This is a genomic window from Hydrogenophaga sp. NH-16 (genome assembly GCF_004006415.1).
GTDB lineage: Bacteria > Pseudomonadota > Gammaproteobacteria > Burkholderiales > Burkholderiaceae_C > Hydrogenophaga > Hydrogenophaga pseudoflava.
Window position 1 is genome coordinate 2,318,550 of the sequence record NZ_CP029344.1, and the last position, 16,590, is coordinate 2,335,139.

The window sequence follows — 16,590 nt, forward strand, 5'->3', positions numbered from 1 at the left end:
AAACGTCAGAGCCCCAGGCCCTCGGCCAGCGCGTCCATGCGCGCGGTGACGGCCGGGTCCATGTGCATCGTGCGGCCCCATTCGCGGCTGGTCTCGCCGGGCCACTTGTTGGTCGCGTCCAGGCCCATCTTGCTGCCCAGGCCGCTGACGGGCGAGGCGAAGTCGAGGTAGTCGATGGGTGTGTGTTCGATGGTGAAGCTGTCGCGCGCCGGGTCCATGCGCGTGCTCATGGCCCAGACCACGTCCTTCCAATCGCGCACGTCGATGTCCTCGTCCACCACGACGATGAACTTGGTGTACATGAACTGGCGCAGGTGGCTCCAGACGCCCATCATCACGCGCCGCGCGTGGCCGGCGTAGGCCTTGCGGATGCTGACCACGGCCATGCGGTAGCTGCAGGCCTCGGGCGGTAGGTGGAAGTCCACGATCTCGGGGAACTGGCGCTGCAGCAGCGGGATGAAGAGCTCGTTCATCGCCACGCCCAGAACGGCCGGCTCGTCGGGCGGCTTGCCGGTGTAGGTGGAGTGGTAGATCGCGTCGCGCCGGCGTGTGATGCGCTCGACCGTGAACACCGGGAACTCGGCGCGTTCGTTGTAGTAGCCGGTGTGGTCACCGTACGGGCCTTCGAGCGCGTGCTGATAGCCGCTGGGGTGGGCCGGGTCGGGGTGGATGTGGCCTTCGAGCACGATCTCGGCCGTGGCCGGCACGCGCAGCGGCACGCCGATGGCGGGCGCCACCTCGGTGCGCGCGCCGCGCAGCAGGCCGGCGAACTGGTACTCGCTCAGGCTGTCGGGCACGGGGGTGACGGCGCCGAGGATGGTGGCCGGGTCGGCGCCGATGGCGACGGCCACCGGGTAGGGCTGGCCGGGGTGCAGGCGGCCGTGTTCGCGGAAGTCCTGCGCGCCGCCGCGGTGCGCCAGCCAGCGCATGATGAGCTGGTTGCGCGAGAGCAGCTGCTGGCGGTAGATGCCCAGGTTCTGCCGCGGCTTGTGCGGCCCCTGGGTGATGACCAGGCCCCAGGTGATCAGCGGCGCCACGTCGCCCGGCCAGCAGTGCTGGATCGGCAGTTGCGCCAGGTCCACGTCCTCGCCCTCGATCACCACGGCCTGGCAGGGCGCGTGCCGTACTTCGCGCGGACTCATGTGCCAGAGCGATTTGACGAGATCGCCCAGGCCGGCCATCTCGCGCAGGCCGCGCGGCGCCTCGGGCTCTTTCAGCCGCGCCAGCACCTCGCCGAAGCGGCGCAGATCGCCCACGTCGGCCACGCCCATGGCACGCGCCACGCGCGCGGTGGTGCCGAACAGGTTGGCCAGCACCGGCATGGTGTGGCCGGTGGGGTTTTCAAACAGCAGGGCCGGGCCGCCGGCGCGCAGCACGCGGTCGCACAGCGCGGTCATCTCCAGCTGCGGCGACACCGGTTCGCGCACGCGCCTGAGTTCGCCCGCGGCTTCGAGTTGCGCGACGAAATCGCGCAGGTCCTTGTAGGTCATGCCGGTTCGGCTTCCAGCCCCGCCCAACGCTCGCTCAGCGTGTGCGGTACATCCAGCAGGTCGAGCACGCGTGCCACGCTGGCGTTGACGATGTCGTCCACGCTCTGCGGCCGCAAGTAGAAGGCCGGCACCGGCGGGCAGACGATGGCGCCCATCTCGGTGACGGCGGTCATGTTGCGCAGGTGGCCCAGGTGCAGCGGCGTCTCGCGCGCCATCAGCACCAGCCGGCGGCGCTCCTTGAGCATCACGTCGGCGGCGCGCGTGACCAGGTTGTCGCTCAGGCCGTGCGCGATGGCCGCGAGCGTGCGCATGGAACACGGCGCCACCACCATGCCGCCGCAGCGGAACGAGCCGCTGGCCGGGCCGGCGCCGATGTCAGCCGCGTCGTGCAGCGTGTGCACCAGCGGGCGCAGCGTCTGCGGGTCGGCGTGCAGTTCGTGGCGCAGGGTCTGCCAGCCGGCGTCGGAAACCACCGCGTGGGTTTCGACGTCGGACACGGTCTGCAGCGCCTGCAGCAGGCGCAGGCCGTAGACCGCACCGCTGGCACCGGTGATGGCCACCAGCAGGCGGCGTGTTTCAGTCGGGGGTGGGTTCATCGGGTGCGGGTGCGGGCAGCTTCTGCAGGTCGCTGCGCACGCGGAACAGCACGGCCTCGGCCTGCTCGGGGTCGAAGTCCTCGTGCAAGCGCTTGCGCACGCCGTACAGGTTCAGCTGGTGGTGCTGGGTGGGGTTGACGCCGTGGCGCTGCAGGCAGTGGCGCGCGCATTCGAGCGGGCAGCCGTCGAGCACCACGATGGCCCGGCCCGATTGCGCGGTCTTGATCAGCGACGGCACATCGCCGCCCACGCCCGCGATGCAGGACATTTCCGCGACACCGGTGCGGTCCAGCCGCACGGCGACGTGGTTGGCCAGCTGCGCGGCGCTGGAACAGCCCGAGCAGGAATAGACGATGGGCAGCGCCTTGCGCTCAGCGGGGTCCATGGGGCGGACCAAAAGGGCGCAGCCGCTGCAGCCGCGCGAACACGGCCGACGGCGCCCACTGTGCGGGCTCGAACACCGGCAGTTCCAGCGCATCGAGCGCGTTCTTCACCACCAGGCCGAGCTCGGTGTCGCCTTCCATGGACAGGCGGCGATTGAAGAACAGGGTGTCGGGGTCGTCCAGCCGCCGGGCCAGGCGCAGGAAGTCGTGCGCGTTCGCGCTCAGCGTGAGGTCGGGGGACTGCTGTGGCGCGCAGGCGCGGAACTGGCCGTCCTGTCCGCGGAAGTCGAAGCGCAGGCCGGCGTCGCGCACCTGGATGCGGATGCGCCGGCCGTTCAGGTGCGCGCCCACGTCGGCCGGCAGCTGGCGCGCCAGCACCAGGTTCAGGCCGGTGACCAGCAGCAGCGAGCCGGGGTAGGGCGGCAGGCGGGTGAGCAGACCGGCCAGCGGGGGCGGCACGGTGAAGCGGCGGTCGGATGGGGCAGCAGTCATGGTGGGCGGCATGGCCTCAGGCCACGTAGAGCAGGAAGGTGAAGAAGTGGCAGGAACTGCCACCGAGTACGAACAGGTGCCAGATGCCGTGGCTGTGGCGCAGGCGTTCGTCGGCCACGTAGAAGGCGACGCCGCCGGTGTAGAGCGCGCCGCCGGCCGCCAGCCAGGCGAATCCGCCCGGCCCCAGCGCCTGCCACAGCGGCACCACCGCGGCCAGCGCCAGCCAGCCCATGAGCACGTACAGCGCCAGCGACAGGCGCCGCGCGCCGCGGGCCAGCCAGATTTCCTGCGCGATGCCCAGCACGGCCAGCGACCAGACCACGCCCAGCAGCGTCCAGCCCCAGGGGCCGCGCAGCGACACCAGGGCGAAAGGCGTGTAGCTGCCGGCGATCAGCAGGTAGATGCTGCAGTGGTCCAGCTTCTGGAACACCGCCTTGGCGCGTCCGCGCAGCGCGTGATAGAGCGTGGAGGCGCCGTAGAGCGCGATGAGCATGGCACCGTAGATGCTGAAGGCCACGATGCGCCAGGCATCGCCCTGCAGCGAGGCCTGGGTGATGAGCACCGCGGCGCCGGCCACGGCCAGGAACACCCCGACCAGGTGGCTGATGCTGTTGAAACGTTCGCCGTGCACCATGGCGTCAGGCGGGGACCGCGTGGTGGGGCTCGACCCGGTCCAGCCCCGGATGGCCATGCCAGTAGCCGTTGCAGTCGGGCTGGCCGTCGCCCGAGGCCGGCAGCAGGGGCAGCAGAGCGTCGCGCGCGGCCGCGGGTGTGATGGTTCCACGGCGCAGCGCGTCGTACAGCGCCACGATCTCGGCCGTGTGCTGCGCCTGCGGGCTGATGCGGGCCACGTCCACGCCGAGCGCGGCCAGATCGTCCCAGGCGTCGATCAGGCTGTGCACCCGGGCCGACTGGGTCTGGATGCCGTTGAGCACCAGGAAGTCGGCCTGCTCGCGCGTCTGCATCATCAGGCCGTCGGGGTGGTCGATGCAGCTGAAGCGGCAGTCGTCCTTGGGTAGGTTGCGGTGGCGCGCGGTGAAGCAGCGGGCCGAGAACGCCAGCGGCAGGCGGCCGTGCGCGAACACCTCGGTCTGCAGGCCGGCGGGGCGCTCGCGCTGCAACAGGGCGAGGTCGTCGCGCTTCATCTCCAGCGGCGCGACCCAGCGCGTGGCGCCTTGTTCCGCCATCCAGTGCAGCGCCGGCGCGTTGTAGATGTTCAGGTGCGGCCCGGCCACGAAGGGCTTGTGCCCTGCCAGCGCACCGACCGCACCCATGTCGTTGGCCTCTACAGGGAAGTCCCCGTTCGCGGCGATCTTCTGCATCGCGCCCACGTCCGAGCCCGACTCCAGCAGCACCAGGGTCGAGAGCACGGGCGTCTTGCCCGCCTCGCGCAGCAAATGCGCCACATCCAGCCAGTCCGACAGCCGCAGCTCGTGCCGGCGCGAGCAGGTCACCTCGCCGAGGTAGACGATGTCCACCGCCGTCGCGGCCATGGCCTCGTAGAAATCGAACACCGTGCTGCGCGGCCAGTAGTACTGCAGCGGCCCGAGAGAGAGTTGCATGGTCATTTCCAGGGGCGGTGGTAGGCACCGAGGGTGTGTTGCTGGCCTTCGGCCACCTGGTCCAGCGCGGCCATCCACTGGCCCTTGGGCGTGTAGTGCTGGGGCTGGGCCGCGCAGCTGTCGATGGCCTCGCGCCAGACCTTGGTGACCTGCGCCACATAGGCCGGGCTGCGCTGGCGGCCTTCGATCTTGATCGCGCGCACGCCCATCTGCGCCAGCTGCGGCAGCAGCGACAAGGTGTTCAGGCTGGTGGGTTCCTCGATCGCGTAGTAGCTGTGGTCGTCCTCGACGTCGAAGCGGCCCTTGCACAGCGTCGGGTAGCCGGCGCTCTCGCCGGGCGCGTAGCGGTCGATCAGCACGCCGTTCAGGCGCGACTCCAGGCCCTTGGGGGTCTCCTGCCAGCGCACCGCCTTGGCGGGCGAGCACACGCCGTGCGTGTTGGGCGATTCGCCGGTGACGTAGGACGAGAGCGCGCAGCGGCCTTCGACCATCACGCACAGGCTGCCGAAGCCGAACACCTCGATCTCCACCGGCGTCTTCTGCACCAGCAGGCGCACCTGTTCGAGCGAGAGCACACGCGGCAGCACGGCGCGCGAGATGCCGAACTGCCGGTGGTAGAAGTTGATCGCCTCGTGGTTGGTGGCCGAGCCCTGCACCGACAGGTGCAGCCGCAGCTGCGGGTGGCGCTGCACCGCATACTGCATCAGGCCGGGGTCGGCCAGGATGACGGCGTCCACGCCCAGGGTGACGGCCTTGTCCAGCGCCTGCTGCCAGCGCTGCGGCTGGCCGGCCTGCGGGTAGGTGTTGATGGCCATGAAGACCTGGCGGCCGCGCTGGTGTGCGTAGGCGATGCCGCTGGCGATGCCGGCGTCGTCGAAGTTCAGGCCGGCGAAGTTGCGCGCGTTGGTGGCGTCGCGCAGGCCGAGGTAGACGCAGCTGGCGCCGTGGTCGATGGCAGCCTTGAGGGCGGGCAGGCTGCCAGCGGGGCAGACGAGATCCATGGGCAATGAACGGGTTGGTGGCCGACGGGCGGCGAAAGGAAGGCGCGACCTTAGCCCCGAGCCGACGGACGGCGATTGACCCGTGTCAAGGGCGTCATGGCTTGATCTGGCGCAAACCGGTCGGTCCGGATCACCCTGCCGGTGACTGGGTTTTTCCCCAGACCGCCGCAGAAATTCTTGACACAGAACAAGGCGGCGCGACGGCGTCGCCGGTAGTCTCCACCAGCGGTTTTTTGCGCCGTCCTATGGGAAATCAGACGATGAATGCACGAGATGTGATGGGGGCGGTGGCGCCTGGAGACGGCGAGACCGCCGAACGCGCGCGGGCGCTGCTGCGCCAGGCGGGCGAAAACGGCATGCACCCCTGGCGGCTGCGGGGCCGCGAGTTGCTGCCGATCGTGCAGGGCGGCATGGGCGTGGGCGTGTCGGCGGGCGGCCTGGCCGGCGCCGTGGCGTCGCTGGGCGGGGTGGGCACCGTGTCGTCGGTGGACCTGCGCCGCCTGCACCCCGACCTGATGGCCCAGACCCGCCACCTGGAAAGTGGCAAGGAACCCGACGCGCGAGAGCGCATCAACGCGGCCAACCTGGTGGCGCTGGACCGCGAGATCCAGCGCGCGCGCCTGATTTCGCAGGGGCGCGGCATGGTGGCGGTGAACATCATGAAGGCCCTGTCGGCCTACGAGATCTATGTGCGCCAGTCGCTGGAAAGTGGTGCCGATGCGGTGGTGGTGGGCGCCGGCCTGCCGCTGGACCTGCCCGAACTGGCCAAGGACCACCCCGAAACAGCCCTGATCCCCATCCTGTCCGACGCGCGCGGCGTGCAGCTGATCGTCAAGAAATGGGAGAAAAAAGGCCGCCTGCCCGACGCCATCGTGATCGAACACCCCCGGCTGGCGGGGGGACATCTGGGCGCGGCCAAGGTCGCCGACCTGCAGGACCCGCGCTTCAATTTCGAGAACGTCATCCCCCAGTCGCTGGAATTTTTCAAATCGGCCGGGCTGGAAGGAAAGATTCCATTGATCGCCGCTGGCGGCATTTCCAGCCGCGAGGACGTCATCCGCCTGCAGGGTCTGGGCGCCAGCGCGGTGCAGATGGGCACGGCCTTCGCGGTGACGCTGGAATGCGACGCCGACCTCGCCTTCAAGCAGGTGCTGGCCAATGCGACGCCGGAAGATGTGGTGGAGTTCATCAGCGTGGCCGGGCTTCCCGCGCGAGGTGTGCGCACACATTGGCTCAACAAATACCTGCGCGTGGAACCCAAGCTGAAGGCCGTGGCGCACGTGAAGGACCGCTGCAACATGGCCTTCGACTGCCTGGCGCATTGCGGATTGCGGGATGGCAAGGCGGACATGGGCCAGTTCTGCATCGACCAGCAATTGGCCCACGCCTGGGAGGGTGATCAGCAGCGGGGCCTGTTCTTCCGCGGGGCGGGTACTCTCCCGTTTGGCAAGGACATCCGTTCGGTCCATGATCTGGTGTCCTGGATGGTGACCGGCGCCCTGCCGGCAGAGCCTGTACCATCCGACGCCTTCAAAACCGGAGCCCTTGCATGAAGCGTGACCCCCAACCCGGAGCCCAGAATCTCCGGGAACCCCAGCCGATCAGCCTCGATGTGCTGGAAGAAAAATACCTGAAACCCGGGGAGACCGGCATCGACGACCTCTACCGCCGCGTGGCCCGCGCCCTGGCCTCGGTGGAAAAAGAGCCGATCCGTGCCGAGTGGGAAGCCAAATTCCTCGACAACCTGTACGCGGGTGCCATCGGCGCCGGCCGCATCATGAGCGCCGCCGGCACCGACATCCAGGCGACCCTGATCAACTGCTTCGTGCAGCCCGTGGGCGACTGCATCCAGGGCTTCGACGACGAAGGTTTCCCGGGCATTTATGAAGCCCTGCGCGAAGCCGCCGAAACCATGCGCCGCGGTGGCGGTGTGGGCTACGACTTCTCGCGCATCCGCCCGCGCGGCGCCGAGGTCAAGGGCACGCACTCGATGGCCTCGGGCCCGTGTTCCTATATCAACGTGTTCGACCAGTCGTGTTCGACGGTCGAGAGCGCCGGTGCGCGCCGCGGCGCCCAGATGGGCGTGCTGCGCATCGACCACCCGGACGTGCTGGACTTCATCACCGCCAAGCGCACGCCCGGCCGCTGGAACAACTTCAACGTGTCGGTCGGCGTGAGCGACGCCTTCATGGAAGCCGTGGCCGGCGACCAGCCCTGGGAGCTGGTGCACAAATCGAAGCCCGGCAGCAAGGTGATGGACAAGGGCGCCTACCAGCGCTCCGACGGGCTCTGGGTCTACCAGAGCGTGTCCGCGCGCGAGCTGTGGGACACCATCATGAAGTCGGCCTACGACTTCGCGGAGCCCGGCATCCTGTTCCTGGACAAGATCAACCAGGACAACAACCTGCGCTACTGCGAAGGCATCGCCGCCACCAACCCCTGCGGTGAACAGCCGCTGCCGTCCTACGGCTGCTGCGACCTCGGCCCCATCATCCTGACCAACTTCGTGCGCAACGCCTTCGGTTTCGGCGGTGTGCCCTCGTTCGACTTCGCCGCCTTCGAGAAGGCCGTCGCGACCCAGGTGCGGGCGCTGGACAACGTGCTGGACGTGACCTTCTGGCCGCTGGAGCAGCAGCGCAAGGAAGCGCAGGACAAGCGCCGCATCGGCGTGGGCTTCACCGGCATGGGCAACACCCTGGCCATGCTGTGCGTGCGCTACGACCGCGAAGAAGGCCGCAAGGTGGCCGCCCAGATCGCCGAGCACATGCGTGACGCGGCCTACCGCGCCTCGATCGAGCTGGCCAAGGAAAAGGGCGCCTTCCCCAAGTTCGACGCCAACGGCTACCTGGAGCGCGGCACCTTTGCCAGCCGCCTGCCCGAGCCCATCCGCCAGGCCATCCGCAAGCACGGCATCCGCAACAGCCACCTGCTCTCCATCGCCCCCACCGGCACGGTGAGCCTGGCCTTTGCCGACAACGCCTCCAACGGCATCGAGCCGCCGTTCTCCTGGATGTACCGCCGCAAGAAGCGCGAGCACGACGGCTCCACCCGCGAGTACGCGGTGGAAGACCACGCCTGGCGCCTCTACCGCGACCTCGGCGGTGACGTGGACCACCTGCCCGAGTACTTCGTCAACGCGCTGGCCATGACGGCCGGCGAGCACATCGCGATGATGGAAGCGGTGCAGCCCTTCGTGGACACGGCGATCTCCAAGACGGTCAACGTGCCGGGCGACTACCCCTACGAAGACTTCAAGAACCTGTACCTGCAGGCCTGGCGCGCCAGCCTCAAGGGCATGGCGACCTACCGGCCCAACACCATCCTGGGCTCGGTGCTCGACACCGGCGCGCCGGTGGCCGAGGCCAAGCCGGCCCCCGCGCCTGTGGTGGCGCCGGTCGACCCGATGCGCACCGTGATCGAGAGCCGTCCCAAGGGTGCGCTCTCGGCCGTGGCCGACAAGATCGAGTACTGGACGCAGGAAGGCCACAAGACGCTGTACATCGTGGTTTCCTTCCTGCCGGTGCCCGCCGCCGACGGCAAGGGCACGGTCGAGCGCGCCATCGAGTTCTTCATGCCCGTGGGCCAGAACGGCGAGTCGCAGCAGTGGATCACCTCCACCATGCGCATGCTCTCGCTGGCCGCGCGCGGCGGCTTCCTGGGCCGGGCGCTGTCCGACATGCGCAAGGTCGCCTGGGACCGCGGCCCGGTGCGCCTGGGCACCTACGAGAAGGCCGACGGCACCCACGTGCCGATGTGGCACGACTCCGAGGTGGCCGCCATCGCGTTCGCGCTGCAGAACATCATCGCCCGCCGCAAACAGCACACCGACACCGCCGCGGTCGCCACGCCCCATGCCCCGGCCGCGCCGGAGCTGGTGGGCATGTCCTCGGGTGTCATGGCCGGCAAGAAGTGCCCCGAGTGCGGCGCGCACGCCATGATCCGCAAGGACGGCTGCGACTACTGCACCTCCTGCGGGCACCTGGGCAGCTGCGGATGAGCGTCGAGGGGCGTGGGACGTTGCCGGTGCGGCCGAAAGGTTCGCCGGTCGCCACGCCCTGGCAATGGGCCAGCCTGTGGCGCGCGCCACACCGGCTGGCCTTTTTTTCGGGGGTGCTGCTGCTGGTCGCCTCGGCAGCCTGGTGGGCCGTGGTGCAGGTCGACCGCGCCAGCGGCGTGTTCGGGCTGTCCTACGCGGTCTCGCCCACGCTGACCCACGCCGCGGTCATGACCCTGGGCTTCATGCCGCTGTTCTTCGCCGGTTTCCTGTTCACCGCCGGCCCCAAGTGGCTGGGCGTGGACGCACCGGACGCCCGCGCCATCACGCCCGCGCTGGCCCTGCAGGTGACCGGCTGGCTGGTGTGGCTGGCGGGCGCGCACCTGCACCAGGACGTGGCGGTGGCCGGAGCCCTGCTGGCTGCGGCCGGCCTGGGGACGCAGAACCTGCGGTTCTGGCGCCTGTGGCGCGCCAGCCGCGTGCCCGACCGGGTGCACGCCACGGTGGTGGCGCTGGGCGGCACGCTGGGCGCGCTGTGCGCCGCCGGCATCGGCGTGGCGCTGCTGATCGGTGAGTGGTCTGTGGCGCTGGCCCTGGTGCACACGGCGCTGTGGGGCTTCATCGTCGCCACCTTCGTGGCCGTGGCCCACCGCATGATTCCCTTCTTCACCTCCGGCGTGCTGCCCATGATCGAGGTCTGGCGCCCGTTCTGGGTGCTCTGGCTGATGCTGGCGGCCGTGGTGCTGGAGGTCGCTTCGGTGTGGCTGATGCTCGCCGGCTGGGGCGAAGGCACGGCCTGGCGCCTGCTGCGCGGTGCGCTGGAACTGGGCATCGGCGGCGTGCTGGTCTGGCTGGCCTGGGTCTGGGGCCTGGTGCAGAGCCTGAAGATCCGACTGCTGGCCATGCTGCACGTGGGCTTTGTCTGGTTCGGCCTGTCGCTGCTGCTCTCGGGGCTGTCGCAGTGGCTGCTCGCCGCCGGGGGCGTGCCCACACTGGGCCTGGGCGCGCTGCACGCGCTCACCATGGGCTTCCTCGGCTCCACCATGCTGGCCATGGTCACGCGCGTGGCCTGCGGCCACAGCGGCCGCGCCCTGGTGGCCGACGCCACGGTGTGGACCCTGTTCTGGATGCTGCAGGTGGCGGTGTTGCTGCGCATCGCGGGCACGCTGCCGGGCGCGAGCGGCCTGTGGCTGGCCGCGGCCGCGCTCACCTGGGCCGGCGTGGTGCTGGTCTGGGGCGGGCGGCTGGCGAACTGGTTCGGCAGGCCGCGCGCCGACGGCCGGCCGGGGTGAGCCATGGACGCCTGCGCACCTGATGGAGTCGGCACCGCCGACTGGTCCGAACTGGCGGCCGAGCTGATGTCGGCGCGCCGCACGGTGCTGCCGTTCCGCCTGGGCGAACCCGGCCCCGACGCCGCGCAGCTGCAGGCCATCCTGTCCGCCGCGGCCTCGGCGCCCGACCACCGCTGCCTGCTGCCCTGGCGCTTCATCACCGTGCCGGCCGACCAGCGCGAGGCGCTGGCCGAGGTGTTCGTGCAGGCCCTGCTGGAGCGCGACCCGGAGGCCGGGCCGCACGACATTGCCAAGGCGCGCGAAAAAGGTTTCCGCTCGCCCTTCCTGGCGCTGCTGGTGGTGGACGACACCAAGGGCGACGCCGAGATCGGCCTGGCCGAGCGGCTGATCTCCGCCGGCTGCGCGGCGCAGAACATGCTGCTCATGGCCACCGCCCTGGGCTACGGCTCGGCGCTCACGGCCGGGCAATCGGTGCGTTCGGCTGCGCTGCACCGCTTCTTCGGCCTGCGCGAGAGCGAACAGGCCGTGTGTTTCCTGAGCATCGGCACCGCGCTCTCGCACGGCAAAACTGTCGTGCGCCCCGCAGTGGCCGACTACGTGAGTACCCTGAACCCCGTCGGCCCCGGCTGACACGTTTTTCCACACCGGATTTTTCATGGACATCAGCAACTTTGACGACCTGCTCGCCGCCGCGCGCGCCCAGCCCCTGCCCCAGCGCCTGCTGATGGTGTTCGCCGCCATCGAACTGCCCGACGACGCCACGCCTGCCGAACGCGCGGCCTTCGAAAAAGGCCAGGGCGGTGCGCTGGTGCCGCAGATGTGCGTCGACAAGAGCCCCGACGAGCTGAGCTCGTTCGAGCAGCTCAAGGAAGAGGCCGCCGGCTTCGGCCAGCCCTGGGGCATGGTCTTCGCCGCTGCCATGTCGGGCAGCGCCGGCAAGCCCCCCACCAGCGCCGACGCCGATGCACCGCTGCAGAAGATGGTGGAGTCCATCCGCCAGGGCCGCATCCAGAACTTCATTCCGTTCGACCCGCAAGGCCGCGCGGTGCTGCTGGACTGACCCAATGGCCGGTATCCACCTGCACCAGATCACGCAGCCCGGGCAGCACGCGGCGGGGGTGGGGTTCGAGCAGCCGTTCGAGATGCTGACCGCCTGCCACGAGCGGGTGCACCGCATGCTGCGGCTGCTGGGCAAGCTGCGCGAGCACCTGGCCACGCGTGGCCACGACGAACAGGCGGCCCAGGCGGCGCGCGATGTCATGCGCTATTTCGACCAGGCCGCGCCGCTGCACCACGAGGACGAGGAACTGCATGTGTTCCCGCTCCTGCTGCAGCGCGGCGACGAGGCGCTGCGCCAGGCGGTGCGCCGCCTGCAGGCCGACCATGTCGCCATGGGCGAGATCTGGCCCCAGGCGCGGCGCTGTCTGCTGGCCGTGGCCGACGCTGCGGCAACGTCTTCCTGGGCCGGCTGGACGCCCGGCGATGAGCAGCTGCTGGACCGGTTTGCCGGCCAGTACGGCGAGCACATCCGTCTGGAAGAGTCGCTGGTCTACCCGGCGGCGCAGGGCCTGCTGGACGCACCGGCCCTGAGCGCCATCGGCGAGGAAATGCAGCACCGGCGCACCGACGGAAGGGTGCGGGGCCGATGAACCCTGGTGCCGACGAGGACGCGGACGGGCCGCTGGTCTGGGACGACCGGCTGGACAGCGGGGTGCTGGCCATCGACCTGCAGCACCGGGTGCTTTTCCAGCTGCTCCAGCGCGTGGCCAGCATCCAGCCCGCCGATTCGGGGACGGCGCTGGACGAGGTGCTTGCACAGCTGCAGACCTATGCGGACTACCACTTCCGGTACGAGGAAGCGTGGATGCTGCGCCAGCAGGCCGACGCCACCACCCACGCCCAGCACCTGCGGCTGCACAGCGGCTTTGTGGAGCGGCTGTCGGCCATGAAGCTGCAGCTGGAGCAGGGCCGGCTGACGATCCTGGACCTCGAACGCTTCCTGCGCCGCTGGCTGATCGGGCACATCCTGGAGCAGGACATGCCGATCATCCGCCGTGTGCAGGCCCAGGCACCGGCGACCTGAGGCGCAGGCGCCCGGGTCAGCGCCTGTGCGCGGCCCGTCGCTGGGCGCTCACCCGGGCTGGCCGATGGTCAGCGCGACCTCGGCGACGCCTTCGACGCGGCCGGTGATCCGGTCGCCCGGCACCACGGCGCCCACGCCCTCGGGCGTGCCGGTGTAGACCAGGTCGCCGGGTTGCAGGTGATAGAACAACGACAGGTCGGCGATGATTTCGCGGATGTTCCAGATCAGCCTGTCGACGTCGGACGACTGCTTCGTTGCCCCGTTGACCTCCAGTGCAATGGCGCCGCGCCCGATCACCACGCCTTCCATCGGCACGACCTCGGAGCAGACCGAACCTTCTTCGATGTCCTTGCCCAGGTCCCAGGGCCGGCCCTTGTCGCGGGCCAACAGCTGCAGGTCGCGGCGCGTCATGTCCAGGCCGGCGGCGTAGCCGTAGATCACTTCGTGTGCCTTGTCGGCGCTGACGCGGAAGCCGGATTTGCCGATCGCCAGCACGAGCTCCATCTCGAAGTGGTAGTTCTTCGTCTCAGGCGGATAGGCGACGGTGACGCCGCTCTCCACCAGGGTCTGCGGCGACTTGGTGAAGTAGAACGGCCGCTCGGCGCTCTTGTCCACCGGCTTGCCCATCTCGACGGCGTGCGCGTGGTAGTTGCGGCCGACGCAGAAGATGCGGTTGACGGGGAAGCGCTCGGTGCGGCCACGGATGGGCAGGGAGCGGACGGCGGGTGGGGGGAAGAGGTATTGAGTCATCGGACAGTCTCTGGAACAGTCATCGGGTCTCATACACACCGAGCTTCCTGTGAAGAGGTGACTCGTCGGCGATGAAGATGAAGGAGGGTTTGTCGGTCTGGCGGTTCGTCAGCGTCACCGGCTCGTAGCCCGGCGCGCAGCAGGTGTCGGCCTCGACCAGGCCGAAGGTCTTGCCGCAGGTGGACACGTCGACGCCGCCTTCGATCAGGTGGAACACCTGCGCCGGCGAACGCGCCGGCAATGTCAGTGTCTGGCCGGGTCTGAGCATCAGCGCGTAGAAGCCCAGGATGTTCTCGGCGTCGTCGCCCGTTTCGGGGTTCACGTAGGTCACCTGCACGCAGTCGAGGTCCGGCTGGTTGGCGGCCATGGCCTGCAGCGCGGCGCGCGTGTCGACCCAGGGGTAGCGCAGCATCGGGTAGCGCTTGCCGCTGCGCGAGAACACCTGCGTGGGCACCACGCCGGCGCGAGTCCAGGCGCGGTCGCCGCTGCCCTGTTGGACCTGTTGGCGCGAGCCGTTGATGTGGTAACTCGCCTCCATGTAATAGACCAGCGGCAGGTCCAGCACGTCCAGCCACACCACCGGGTCGCTGCCGTCGTGGCCGTGCTCGTGCCACAGGCCGGTGGGCGTGAGGATCAGGTCACCGCGGCTCATCGGGCACTGCTCGCCATCGACGGTGGTCCAGGCGCCTTCGCCCTCGACCACCATGCGCACCGCGTTGGGCGTGTGGCGGTGGCTGGGCGCCCACTCACCCGGCAGCAGCAGCTGCATGCCCAGGTAGATGGCGGGGCTGGCCTTCATGTTCTCCAGCCCGTGGCCGGGGTTGGCCAGCACGAGCACGCGGCGCTCGGCCTTCTCGATCGGGGTCAGCTCGCCGGCCTTGAGCAGCAGCGGCTTGAGCGTGGCGTAGGGCCAGTGCACGGCCTGCGTGGCGCGCTTGGGCACGCCCGGCGGCAGCACGACGCGCAGGCTGGGCCACAGCGGCACCAGGTTGAGGTTCTTCAGGTCGTCGCGGTAGTCCTGCGGCAGGTCTTCCAGCCGGCCGAGTGCGTGGCTCATGTCTTGTCTCCTTGGGCCGGATCTGCTCCCGCCGCATGCTAATAATAAGTGTGCTGATGATAAGAGGGCGGTTAGACTGGGTCAATCATCGGATCCCCGTTGCCCACCACCCTTGCCCTGTTTGCCATGGACACCCCCGAACCCGCCGGAATCCAGATCGACCAGCAGCCCGGCTACGCGATCCGGCGCCTGCACCAGATCTCGGTCGGCATCTTTCTGCAGGAGGCGGGCGAGCTCGGTGTGACGCCGGTGCAGTACGCCGCCCTGCAGGTGGTGGGCAACCAGCCCGGCATCGACCAGCGCACGCTGGCGCGCAGCATCGCGCTGGACACCTCCACCACCGGCGGCGTGGTGGACCGGCTGGAGGCGCGCGGCTGGCTGGAGCGGCGCCTGTCGCCGCAGGACCGTCGCGCGCGCCAGCTGTTCCTGACGCCCGCGGGCGAGCAGGGCCTAGCCGACACCGTGCCCGCCATGCTGCGCGCGCAGGAGCAGATCCTGGCGCCGCTCACCCCGCGGCAGCGCACCGAGTTCATGCGCCTGCTGCTGGTGCTGGTGACGCAGAACAACGACCTGAGCCGGGCACCGGCCGAGGTCGCTGGCCGATAGTGCCTGACGCCCCGTCAGGCCAGGTCTTGGTGGAAGTCGCTGGCGCCGGGCTTCCAGTAGGCCGAGACCTTGACGTGGCTGCGTGGCCGTCCGCGTTCGTTCAGCAGGATGTCGCGCAGCCGCGCCATGCACGCGGCTTCGCCCGCGCACCAGACAAACCCGTCGCCTGTGGGCAGGTCCACCGTGCGCATGGCGTCGCACAGCGCCTCGCCGGACGGCAACCAGCGCAGGTTCAGACCAGGGCGCTCAGGCAGCGCCTGTTGGTCCTGCTCGTGCGGGGTGTGCAGCAGCACCGTGGTGGGGGTGCCCGCCGGCAGTTCGTCGAGCCGCCGCGCGATGGCGGGCAGCGCCGTCGCATCACCGGCCAGCAGGTACCAGGGCAGGTCGTCCGCAATGACGATGGAGCCGCGGGGGCCGCCGATCACCGCCGCGTCGCCCGCCCGGGCGCGCTGCGCCCAGGCGCTGGCCGCGCCCCCTTCGTGCAACGCGAACACCAGGGTCAGCTCCTGGCGGACCGTGTCGAAATGGCGCGGCGTGTAGTCGCGCCGGTGTTCCTGTCCGTCGGCGTCGGTGAAGATGAACTTGACGTGGTCGTCGAAGGAGAGCGAGACGAAGCTGGCCAGCGCCGGCCCGCCGAAGGTCACGGCCAGCAGGCCGGGGCCGAGCGGCCGGACATGGCGCACGCGCACGTCGCGGCGCAGCAGTTCGTGGCGCACGCGGCGCGTCGGGCCGGGTGGGTGCTCGGTGGGAACAGGATGGGACATGGAATAGGTGAATTGATTGATAATGTCATCCATTCTGTCAAAGCAAGTTGATGGAGTCAACCAATATGTCGAAGCTGTCCGATGACGATCTGATGGAGGCGGTGCACGACCTGATGCACCTGGCCCGCGCGCAGCTGCTGCGCCACATGCCCGACGATGGGCTGGGGCCGATGGAAGGGCGGGCGCTCGGCTTCTTCGTGCGCCACCCGGGCAGCACGCAGACCGATCTGGTGCAGCACGCGGGGCGGGACAAGGGCCAGCTGGCGCGCCTCATCGCGGTGCTCAAGGACAAGGGCCTGCTGGTGGCCCGGCCGGACGGGCACGACCGCCGGGTGATCCGGCTCTATCCCACCGAAGCGGCGCAGCACCGGCACGAGTCCGTCATGCGCCACCGCCGCCAGGTGGCGGCCCGGGCCGCCCGCGGGCTGGAGGCGCCGGAACGGCAGGCGCTGCTGCGCGCGCTGCGCCACATGCAGGACAACCTGCGAGACGGCGGGCCTTGAAGGGCGCGCGCGGGCGC

At 69.8% G+C, this 16,590-nt stretch carries 19 protein-coding genes; 9 read left to right on the forward strand and 10 right to left on the reverse strand.

Annotated features, from left to right (window positions below; all coding sequences use genetic code 11):
* Window positions 1-5: 5 nt before the first annotated feature.
* From ubiD to DD542_RS11235, 7 genes are read right to left on the reverse strand one after another with little or no spacing between them, the layout of a single operon-like run.
* Window positions 6-1,490 carry a 4-hydroxy-3-polyprenylbenzoate decarboxylase gene (gene ubiD / locus DD542_RS11205; RefSeq protein WP_066157087.1) on the reverse strand — a complete coding sequence of 495 codons (1,485 nt, stop codon included), beginning with the start codon at window positions 1,488-1,490 and terminating at the stop codon, window positions 6-8.
* Window positions 1,487-2,086, reverse strand: coding sequence for a UbiX family flavin prenyltransferase (locus DD542_RS11210; RefSeq protein ID WP_079367315.1), 600 nt, complete (start codon window positions 2,084-2,086; stop codon window positions 1,487-1,489). Before DD542_RS11210 ends, ubiD begins: the two co-directional genes overlap by 4 nt.
* Window positions 2,067-2,471 carry a putative zinc-binding protein gene (locus tag DD542_RS11215; RefSeq protein ID WP_079367316.1) on the reverse strand — a complete coding sequence of 135 codons (405 nt, stop codon included), beginning with the start codon at window positions 2,469-2,471 and terminating at the stop codon, window positions 2,067-2,069. Before DD542_RS11215 ends, DD542_RS11210 begins: the two co-directional genes overlap by 20 nt.
* Window positions 2,458-2,961 (reverse strand): SCP2 sterol-binding domain-containing protein, encoded by a 504-nt coding sequence (locus tag DD542_RS11220; protein ID WP_079367432.1) that lies wholly within the window; start codon window positions 2,959-2,961, stop codon window positions 2,458-2,460. The genes DD542_RS11215 and DD542_RS11220 overlap by 14 nt, the downstream gene beginning before the upstream one ends.
* 16 nt (window positions 2,962-2,977) lie before the next feature.
* A complete protein-coding gene (locus tag DD542_RS11225) occupies window positions 2,978-3,595 on the reverse strand; it encodes a hemolysin III family protein (protein ID WP_127805721.1) in 618 nt (205 codons plus the stop codon).
* 4 nt (window positions 3,596-3,599) lie between these two features.
* Window positions 3,600-4,523, reverse strand: coding sequence for a U32 family peptidase (locus DD542_RS11230; protein ID WP_127805722.1), 924 nt, complete (start codon window positions 4,521-4,523; stop codon window positions 3,600-3,602).
* Between the two features lie 2 nt (window positions 4,524-4,525).
* The gene (locus tag DD542_RS11235) at window positions 4,526-5,524 is read right to left on the reverse strand and encodes a peptidase U32 family protein (RefSeq protein ID WP_127805723.1); all 999 of its coding nucleotides are present in this window, start codon (window positions 5,522-5,524) and stop codon (window positions 4,526-4,528) included.
* Between the two features lie 356 nt (window positions 5,525-5,880).
* Here DD542_RS11235 and DD542_RS11240 point away from each other — a divergent pair, with 356 nt between their 5' ends.
* From DD542_RS11240 to DD542_RS11270, 7 genes are read left to right on the forward strand one after another with little or no spacing between them, the layout of a single operon-like run.
* Window positions 5,881-7,077, forward strand: a complete 1,197-nt coding sequence (locus DD542_RS11240; RefSeq protein ID WP_241559792.1) for a nitronate monooxygenase family protein — start codon at window positions 5,881-5,883, stop codon at window positions 7,075-7,077.
* On the forward strand, window positions 7,074-9,521 hold the full coding sequence (locus DD542_RS11245) for an adenosylcobalamin-dependent ribonucleoside-diphosphate reductase (RefSeq protein WP_066157065.1): 2,448 nt from the start codon (window positions 7,074-7,076) through the stop codon (window positions 9,519-9,521). The genes DD542_RS11240 and DD542_RS11245 overlap by 4 nt, the downstream gene beginning before the upstream one ends.
* 26 nt (window positions 9,522-9,547) lie before the next feature.
* A complete protein-coding gene (locus DD542_RS11250) occupies window positions 9,548-10,810 on the forward strand; it encodes an NnrS family protein (RefSeq protein ID WP_241559755.1) in 1,263 nt (420 codons plus the stop codon).
* 3 nt (window positions 10,811-10,813) lie between these two features.
* Window positions 10,814-11,440 (forward strand): nitroreductase, encoded by a 627-nt coding sequence (locus tag DD542_RS11255; protein WP_127805724.1) that lies wholly within the window; start codon window positions 10,814-10,816, stop codon window positions 11,438-11,440.
* A gap of 25 nt (window positions 11,441-11,465) precedes the next feature.
* Complete coding sequence (locus DD542_RS11260; RefSeq protein WP_127805725.1) at window positions 11,466-11,870, forward strand: ribonucleotide reductase subunit alpha; 405 nt, start codon at window positions 11,466-11,468, stop codon at window positions 11,868-11,870.
* A gap of 4 nt (window positions 11,871-11,874) precedes the next feature.
* Window positions 11,875-12,459 (forward strand): hemerythrin domain-containing protein, encoded by a 585-nt coding sequence (locus DD542_RS11265; RefSeq protein WP_127805726.1) that lies wholly within the window; start codon window positions 11,875-11,877, stop codon window positions 12,457-12,459.
* On the forward strand, window positions 12,456-12,893 hold the full coding sequence (locus DD542_RS11270) for a hemerythrin domain-containing protein (RefSeq protein WP_066157052.1): 438 nt from the start codon (window positions 12,456-12,458) through the stop codon (window positions 12,891-12,893). Before DD542_RS11265 ends, DD542_RS11270 begins: the two co-directional genes overlap by 4 nt.
* A gap of 48 nt (window positions 12,894-12,941) precedes the next feature.
* Here the strand turns inward: DD542_RS11270 and DD542_RS11275 are convergent, their stop codons facing one another.
* Together DD542_RS11275 and DD542_RS11280 are read right to left on the reverse strand one after the other, a co-directional pair.
* Entirely contained in the window at window positions 12,942-13,643 is a 702-nt protein-coding gene (locus DD542_RS11275; RefSeq protein ID WP_127805727.1) for a fumarylacetoacetate hydrolase family protein, read from the reverse strand.
* Window positions 13,644-13,662: 19 nt separating this feature from the next.
* Complete coding sequence (locus DD542_RS11280; RefSeq protein WP_127805728.1) at window positions 13,663-14,700, reverse strand: cupin domain-containing protein; 1,038 nt, start codon at window positions 14,698-14,700, stop codon at window positions 13,663-13,665.
* A 99-nt stretch (window positions 14,701-14,799) separates the two neighbouring features.
* Here DD542_RS11280 and DD542_RS11285 point away from each other — a divergent pair, with 99 nt between their 5' ends.
* The gene (locus DD542_RS11285; protein ID WP_306292807.1) at window positions 14,800-15,306 is read left to right on the forward strand and encodes a MarR family transcriptional regulator; all 507 of its coding nucleotides are present in this window, start codon (window positions 14,800-14,802) and stop codon (window positions 15,304-15,306) included.
* Window positions 15,307-15,320: 14 nt separating this feature from the next.
* Here the strand turns inward: DD542_RS11285 and DD542_RS11290 are convergent, their stop codons facing one another.
* Entirely contained in the window at window positions 15,321-16,070 is a 750-nt protein-coding gene (locus DD542_RS11290) for a siderophore-interacting protein (protein ID WP_127805729.1), read from the reverse strand.
* Between the two features lie 65 nt (window positions 16,071-16,135).
* On the opposite strand from DD542_RS11290, the gene DD542_RS11295 reads away from it, so the two are divergent.
* Entirely contained in the window at window positions 16,136-16,573 is a 438-nt protein-coding gene (locus tag DD542_RS11295) for a MarR family transcriptional regulator (RefSeq protein WP_164868382.1), read from the forward strand.
* Window positions 16,574-16,590: the final 17 nt, after the last annotated feature.

Coding starts and splice junctions, on each gene's coding strand:
- ubiD (WP_066157087.1), bottom strand. CDS start 1,490: ATGACCTACAAGGACCTGCGCGATTTCGTCGCGCAACTCGAAGCCGCG.
- DD542_RS11210 (WP_079367315.1), bottom strand. CDS start 2,086: ATGAACCCACCCCCGACTGAAACACGCCGCCTGCTGGTGGCCATCACC.
- DD542_RS11215 (WP_079367316.1), bottom strand. CDS start 2,471: ATGGACCCCGCTGAGCGCAAGGCGCTGCCCATCGTCTATTCCTGCTCG.
- DD542_RS11220 (WP_079367432.1), bottom strand. CDS start 2,961: ATGACTGCTGCCCCATCCGACCGCCGCTTCACCGTGCCGCCCCCGCTG.
- DD542_RS11225 (WP_127805721.1), bottom strand. CDS start 3,595: ATGGTGCACGGCGAACGTTTCAACAGCATCAGCCACCTGGTCGGGGTG.
- DD542_RS11230 (WP_127805722.1), bottom strand. CDS start 4,523: ATGCAACTCTCTCTCGGGCCGCTGCAGTACTACTGGCCGCGCAGCACG.
- DD542_RS11235 (WP_127805723.1), bottom strand. CDS start 5,524: ATGGATCTCGTCTGCCCCGCTGGCAGCCTGCCCGCCCTCAAGGCTGCC.
- DD542_RS11240 (WP_241559792.1), top strand. CDS start 5,881: ATGCACCCCTGGCGGCTGCGGGGCCGCGAGTTGCTGCCGATCGTGCAG.
- DD542_RS11245 (WP_066157065.1), top strand. CDS start 7,074: ATGAAGCGTGACCCCCAACCCGGAGCCCAGAATCTCCGGGAACCCCAG.
- DD542_RS11255 (WP_127805724.1), top strand. CDS start 10,814: ATGGACGCCTGCGCACCTGATGGAGTCGGCACCGCCGACTGGTCCGAA.
- DD542_RS11260 (WP_127805725.1), top strand. CDS start 11,466: ATGGACATCAGCAACTTTGACGACCTGCTCGCCGCCGCGCGCGCCCAG.
- DD542_RS11265 (WP_127805726.1), top strand. CDS start 11,875: ATGGCCGGTATCCACCTGCACCAGATCACGCAGCCCGGGCAGCACGCG.
- DD542_RS11270 (WP_066157052.1), top strand. CDS start 12,456: ATGAACCCTGGTGCCGACGAGGACGCGGACGGGCCGCTGGTCTGGGAC.
- DD542_RS11275 (WP_127805727.1), bottom strand. CDS start 13,643: ATGACTCAATACCTCTTCCCCCCACCCGCCGTCCGCTCCCTGCCCATC.
- DD542_RS11280 (WP_127805728.1), bottom strand. CDS start 14,700: ATGAGCCACGCACTCGGCCGGCTGGAAGACCTGCCGCAGGACTACCGC.
- DD542_RS11290 (WP_127805729.1), bottom strand. CDS start 16,070: ATGTCCCATCCTGTTCCCACCGAGCACCCACCCGGCCCGACGCGCCGC.
- DD542_RS11295 (WP_164868382.1), top strand. CDS start 16,136: ATGTCGAAGCTGTCCGATGACGATCTGATGGAGGCGGTGCACGACCTG.